We start from the raw sequence: 5,259 nt of genomic DNA on the forward strand, positions 1-5,259 counted from the left end.
GCGCCCCGCGGACCGGGCGTCCGCGGGGCACCGGGGGTCGGGCGGTCTAGCGCCAGGTGATGTCGGACTCGGAGTAGATGCAGTTGACGCCGTCGGCGCCCTCGCCGATCTCGGTCGGCTCGCTGCCCTTCGGCACACCCTTGTACTTGACGCAGATCCGGGTGTCCCGGTCCGGTCGTTGAGGATGGTGATCCGGGTGAACCGGGCGGTGTCGCCCCAGTTGGTGTTGATGCCGGCGAGCACCCTGGTCGAGGTGGCGGTGACGTTGTCCATCACCACGTGCCGCTGGTACGAGGGGGAGCAGTTGCCGCAGGCCCGGTAGAGCTTGCCCGAACTCTCCACCCGGAAGTTCCTGATGTGGACGGTGCCCGGGCCGTTGTGCTGGAACACCTTGTCACTGGCCGATCGGGCGCCGCCGCCGTCGACGGTGTAGGTGGTGCCGCCACGGAAGGTCGCCGCGTCCTCGCCGACGTCCTCCCACCAGACGTTGATCAGTGTGCAGTTGCCCTCGCAGTGCACGCCGTCACCGGCCGGCGCTCCGATGATGACGTTGCGCAGGGTGGCCCCGGCGGCCAGCTCGAACATCGGGTCCTGGCTCTCGCTCTGCCCGCCGTCGCCGATGCCGTATTGACGATCTCTCCGCCCTAAAGGACGGAGATTCCCTCCACGCTGCGCGTGGAACACGCGGCGTCCGGGCGGATTCCTGCTTCCTCGCGCGGTGCCGGCACGGGTGCCGGTCTTACCTGCGCTCCACAGGCGTTTGAGTTGTCCCAGCGTCCCTGGGCCAACACGTTGATCGCCGCGTTGACGTCCCGGTCGTGGACGGCCCCGCATGGGCAGGTCCACGATCGGACGTTCAGCGGCTTGGGACCGTCGAGCCGGCCGCACGCCGAGCACGTCTGCGACGTGGGCGCGAACCGGTCGATCTTTGCGAAGGTGCGCCCGTACCGGGCGGCTTTGTACTCCAACATGCCCGTGAACGCCGCCCAACCGGCGTCGTGCACGGACTTCGCCAGCCTGCTCCGGCCGAGACCGACGACGCACAGGTCCTCGACGTACACCGCTTGGTTGTCGCGGATGATCCGTGTCGAGAGCTTGTGCTGCCAGTCGCGCCGGGTGTCGGCCACCCGCGCATGAGCGCGGGCGACCTTCACGACGGCCTTCTTGCGGTTGTTCGACCCCTTGGTCTTGCGGGACAGGTCTTGCTGCAACCGGCGCAGCTTGCGGGCCGCGCGGCGCAGGAACTTCGGGGCGGCCACCTTCGTACCGTCCGACAACACCGCGAAGTGGGTCAACCCCAGGTCGATGCCCACCGCACAATCCGAGGGCGGCAACGCCTCGTCTGTGCTCTGCACGACGAACGAGGCGAAGCACCGGCCTGCTGCGTCCTTGATGATCGTCACGCTGGACGGTGCGGAGGGCAACGTCCGCGACCAGCGCACCTCGACGTCGCCGATCTTCGGCAGCCGCAGCCGGCCGTTGTCCAGCACCCTGAACCGGGCGTTGGCGGTGAACCGGATCGCCTGCCGGTTGTCCTTGCGCGAGCGGAACCGCGGCGGTGCCACCTTGCGACCCTTGCGCTTGCCCGACAGCGAGGCGAAGAAGTTGCGGTACGCCACGTTCAGATCGGCCAGAGCTTGTTGCAGGACGACCGAGGAAACCTCGCCCAACCAGGCTCGCTCGGGCGTGGCCTTGGCCGCGGTGACCCGCTTGGACAACTCGGCGTCCGACAGATACGGCAGGCCCTCGGCCCGCGCTTCCTGCCGTGCGCGCAGGCCGTCGTTGAACACCACCCGAGCGCACCCGAACGCCCGAGCCAGCGCTTGCTGCTGACTCGGCGTCGGGTAGACGCGGTAGTTGTAACGGAGCTGCACCCATACACCGTACCGTTGGTTAATGGCTGAACTCGAAGGCATCCGCACTGGTAGGCAAGCGCAATCGCTCTGCATGCTCACTTGGTCTTCGTGACGAAGTTCCGGCACAAGGTGTTCGGCGACGCGCACCTCGCCCGAATGCAGGAGATCATGCGGGCGGTGTGCGCCGACTTCGAGACCGAGCTGGTCGAGTTCAACGGCGGCAACAACCACGTCCACCTGCTCGTCAACTTCCCGCCCAAGGTGGCGCTAGCGAAGCTGGTCAACAGCCTCAAGCGCGTGTCCAGCCGGCGACTCCGGCAGGAGTTCCCCGACCTACGGCGGCACTACTACCGGGCCAACAAGCTCTGGACGGGTTCCTACTTCGCAGGCTCAGTCGGCGGCGCACCGCTGAGCGTCGTGCGTCAGTACATCGAGCAGCAGAACCGCCCGGTCTAGGCACTGCTCCGGCCTTGGCGGCCCTCCCAGCGCGGGCCTACACCCCCGGCAATGAAGGGCGCAGCACTGGCCCGCATCCCGGTAGCGCTTCAGGCCACCGTCGAAGGTGCCGCTGACGGCGATGGTGGCGTCGACCTTCTGGCTGGCGGTGGGGGTCGGCCACGAGCCGGACGGCGGCGGGGTAGTGGTGGGCGGCGGCGTGCTGGGCGGCGGGGTGCTCGGGGGCGGGCTGGTCGTCGGCGGCGTGGTCGGGGCGGCGACGGAGGCGTCCACCGTCACGTCGTCGAAGCTGCCCCTGGCGTATGCGGTGACCAGGCCGATCCGGCCGGCGCTGACCAGGCTGTTGCTGCCGGAGGCGATCTGGGTGCCGTTGACGAAGCCGCGGATGGTGCTGCCGCTGGCCTCGATCCGCAGCGTGTACCAGGTGCCGGCGGACGCCCCGACCGCGGCGGACCCGATGGCGGTGATCTGGCTGCCGTTGACCGCCTGCAGCTCCGCCCGGCCGGAGCCGAGCAGGGCCAGCCGGTACATCTTGGTGCTGCTGCTGGAGCGGGCGGCGAGCCCGACCAGGCCGGTGGACGAGCCGAAGCCGTCCGGGCGGACCCGGGCCTGCACCTGGTAATCGGTCCAGCCGGTCTGCCCGGCGAACTGGCGGGCCAGCTCGCTGCTGGCGCTGGACTGGCTGAACACGCCGCCGCTGACTGCCCACGTCCCGCCGGACTTGGACCACCCGGAGGCGTCGCCGTCGGCGAACGTGTCGGAGAAGACGGTGGCCGCGAAGGCCGAGCTGCCCATGCCGGCGGCGAGCAGGGCGACGGTGGCGCCGGCGCCCACGGCAAGCATTAGTGGACGTCGATTTCTGACGGGTCTGGTACGCACAGTTCCTCCTGTGGAGCAGGTGGTGGGATGCGGCGACCGGCGGCGTCGAGCCGACGTCGCGGAGGCGACGGCGGCCGTGGCCGGTGCCGCGGCGCGTCCCGCCGGAGGCCCGGTCTCCGGGCGGGATGAGGGGGCGCGAGCCTCAGGAAAGGGCCTTCCCGTATCCCGAGGCTAGGACCGCGCGCATCACCGTCAATGCCTGGCGATTGCAGGAGAGTTGCAGGATCTCGTCGCGACGCTCAGCCGGAGCTCAGATCCGCGAACCGCCAGGCCGCGTTGATCAGCCCGATGTGCGACAGCGCCTGCGGCGTGTTGCCCAGCTGCGCGCCGGTCCGCAGGTCCACCTGCTCGGCGAAGAGCCCGAGGTCGTTGGCGTGCCCGAGCACCTGCTCGAACAGCCGCCGGGCCCGGCCCTCCTCGCCCGCCAACAGCAGGCACTCGACCAGCCAGAACGAGCAGAGCACGAAGCCGGCCGGGTCGTTGCCCCACCGTCGTACCAGGCCGTCGTCGCTGCCCAGCTCCCGCTCGATCGCCTCGATGGTGGCGCGCATCCGGGGGTCGGTGGCGGGCAGGAACTGCGACATCGGCAGCAGCAGCGCCGAGGCGTCCAGCTCCGCCGACCCGAAGGCCCCGGTGAACGCCCCGATCCGGTCGTTCCAGCCGTCGCGCAGCACGGTGTCCCGGATCTCGTCGCGGATCGCGGCCCACCGCCGCGGGTCGGCCCGCTCACCCAGCCGGGGCGCCAACTGGACCGCCCGGTGCAGGGCGCTCCAGCAGAGCACCTTGGACGACAGGTAATGCCGCTCGGCGTCCCGAATCTCCCACATCCCGTGATCCGGCAACCGCCAGCTCGCGGCGACCTCCTCGGCCAGCCCGACGACCATCTCGCGCAACTCCTCCTCGAAGGTCTCGCCGAGATACTCGTGCAGCCGCCAGACCGCCGAGATCACCTCACCGGGCACGTCGAGCTGCCGTTGTCGCCAGGCGTCGTTGCCGACCCGCACCGGGCGGCTGCCCGCGTAGCCGCGCAGGTGCTCCAGCTCGTGCTCGGAGATGTCCCGCTCCCCCTCCAGACCGAAGAGCACCGGGACGGGCTGGTCGCCGATCCGGCCGATCGCGCGGGCCGCCCAGGCGAAGAGCCGGTCCGCCTCGGTCGGGCAGGCGGCCACCCAGAGCGCGCGCATCGTCATCGCGAAGTCGCGCAGCCAGGAGTAGCGGTAGTCGTAGTTGCGGTCGCCGCCGTACCGCTCCGGCAGCGACGTGGTCAGCGCGGCGGCGACCGCGCCGCTGCGTGCGCAGGTCAGACCGGTGAGCACGGTCGCGCTCAGGCGCACCTGCTCGGGGTACGGGCCGTCGTAGTGGTGCAGCCCCCGGTACGCCTGCCACGCCTGCACCGTCTCGGCGAGCGTGGTCAACGGGTCCGTTCGGGCCGGCGGGTCGCCGTGCACCGGCGCGTACGCCAGGTCGAAGCTGACGCACTGCCCGGCGGTGACCTCGAACTCCTGGCGGACCCGGTCCCGCCCGGCGCGCAGCGTCGGCCCGTTGCCGTGCAGGGTCAGCGCCACCGGGCCGGCGACGGCCAGCACCCCGCCGTCGGACTGCTCGTGCAGGTACGGGGTGAGCAGGCCGTACTCGGGGCGGGGCGCGAAGTCCAGCCCCATCCGGACCCGCCCGCCGAGCCCCTCGACCACCCGCAGCAGCACCGCCGGAGAGTTCAGGCCCAGTTGGTGACCCCGGGCGCCCACCTGGGCGGCGAGCGCGTCGGTGACCGCGACGCTTCCCTCGGGGGTGTGGTGGACCGTCCGCAGCACCAGCGTGTCCGGGCGGTACGCGCGCTCCACCCGGGACGGCCCGAGCGGCGCCAGTCGCCAGTACCCGGCCTCGGGGTCGAGCAGCCGGCCGAAGACCGACGGCGCGTCGAACCGGTCGGGGCACCACCAGTCGACCGAGCCGTCCCGGCCGACCAGCGCGCCGGAGCGACAGTCGGAGAGGAACCCGTAGTCGGAGATCGGCGGCTGGTCCACCCGCCCCGGGTACCCGGACCGACCGGGTTCAGGCCGGTCAACGG

4 protein-coding genes and 1 pseudogene are annotated in these 5,259 nt (G+C 71.2%); 1 reads left to right on the plus strand and 4 read right to left on the minus strand.

All coding sequences use genetic code 11. The annotated features are described in order from the left end of the window. A partial coding sequence (locus tag JNW89_RS26780; protein WP_238451110.1) for a pectate lyase occupies positions 1-585 on the minus strand: 585 nt, incomplete at its 3' end. Between the two features lie 59 nt (positions 586-644). Beyond that, positions 645-1,874 (minus strand): transposase, encoded by a 1,230-nt coding sequence (locus JNW89_RS26785; protein WP_238451111.1) that lies wholly within the window; start codon positions 1,872-1,874, stop codon positions 645-647. A gap of 22 nt (positions 1,875-1,896) precedes the next feature. Here JNW89_RS26785 and tnpA point away from each other — a divergent pair. After that, a pseudogene (tnpA, locus tag JNW89_RS26790) lies at positions 1,897-2,312 on the plus strand (IS200/IS605 family transposase). On the opposite strand, the gene JNW89_RS26795 reads toward tnpA, so the two are convergent. Both JNW89_RS26795 and JNW89_RS26800 read right to left on the minus strand, forming a co-directional pair. Next, complete coding sequence (locus JNW89_RS26795; protein WP_238451113.1) at positions 2,247-3,146, minus strand: DUF1080 domain-containing protein; 900 nt, start codon at positions 3,144-3,146, stop codon at positions 2,247-2,249. The pseudogene tnpA and the gene JNW89_RS26795 sit on opposite strands and share 66 nt — an antisense overlap. A gap of 284 nt (positions 3,147-3,430) precedes the next feature. Beyond that, on the minus strand, positions 3,431-5,215 hold the full coding sequence (locus JNW89_RS26800; protein ID WP_238451115.1) for a glycoside hydrolase family 15 protein: 1,785 nt from the start codon (positions 5,213-5,215) through the stop codon (positions 3,431-3,433). Between the last annotated feature and the right edge of the window lie 44 nt (positions 5,216-5,259).

It is taken from the genome of Micromonospora sp. 4G55, assembly GCF_016803375.1.